This is a genomic window from Paenibacillus glufosinatiresistens (genome assembly GCF_031470375.1).
Taxonomy (GTDB): Bacteria; Bacillota; Bacilli; order Paenibacillales; family Paenibacillaceae; genus Paenibacillus_AQ; species Paenibacillus_AQ glufosinatiresistens.
Genome location: NZ_JAVFHT010000045.1, coordinates 1 through 1,006, shown reverse-complemented (window position 1 = coordinate 1,006; position 1,006 = coordinate 1). Strand labels below are relative to the sequence as shown.

General features: G+C 74.4%; 1 protein-coding gene. It reads left to right on the top strand.

Annotated elements, in window-relative coordinates:
- A partial coding sequence (locus tag RBI05_RS19225) for an acyltransferase domain-containing protein (RefSeq protein WP_310552215.1) occupies positions 1–1,006 on the top strand: 1,006 nt, incomplete at both ends.

Below are 1,006 nucleotides of genomic sequence, written 5' to 3'. Positions count from 1 at the left end.
CGTTCCGTCTGTTCGTCGCCGGCCGCTCCGCTTCCGAGTGGGCGGCGGCGCTGCGCGAGGCGCTGGACGAACGGGCAGCCGGAGCGCTTCACCCCGACGCCGCCCCCGCCCGTCCGCTGCGCACCGCCTGGGTCTTCTCCGGCCACGGCGGCTATTGGCTCGGCATGGCCGCCGGCTGTCTGGACTTTCCCGTCTTCGCCGCCGTCATCGACCGCTGCGAGACGCTGTTCCATGCGCTTGATCCTGCGCTGCCTTCGCTGCGCACGCATTTTCAGCCTGCGCCCGATTCCGGCAGCCCGGCCGACGCCGACGACGCCGACGCGCAGCTGGCCGTCTTCGCCGTCCAGGTCGGACTCGCCGCCCTCTGGCGCTCGTGGGGCTGCGTCCCCGCTGCGGTCTGCGGCCACAGCATGGGCGAAGTCGCCGCGGCCCATGCCGCCGGCATCCTCTCGCTGGAGGATGCCGCCTGCGTGCTGCTGCACCGCACCCGGCTGCTGCGCCGCCTTCAGGGCCAGGGACGCATGGCCGCGGCCGTCGTCTCCCCCGGGGCGGCGGCCGAGCTGGCCGCCGAAGCCGGCGGCGGCATCTACGTCGCCGCGGTCAACAGTCCGCGCGCGGTCATCTTCTCCGGCGAAGCGGCGGCGATGGAAGCCTGGGTGCCGGCGCTCAAGCGGCGCGGCGTTCCCGTGCGGTTCGTCCAGGCACGCACGCCCGGCCACTGCCCGCTGACCGCGCCGGTTGCCGCCGAGCTGGAGCAGGCGCTGGCGGGAATCCGTCCGCAGGAGGCGGCGGTGCCGTTCTTCTCGACTGCGGACGGCGCTTTTCTGAGCGGCTCCGAGCTGGGCGCCGCTTACTGGGCCCGGCAGCTCCGCCAGCCGGTGCGCTTCCTCGAAGCGGTCCGGGCGCTGCGCCGCGAAGGGATCGGCGCCTATCTGGAGATCGGGCCGCATCCGGTGCTGTCGTCGGCGCTGCGCGATGCGACCGCCGAGCCGGAAGGCAGCGGCAT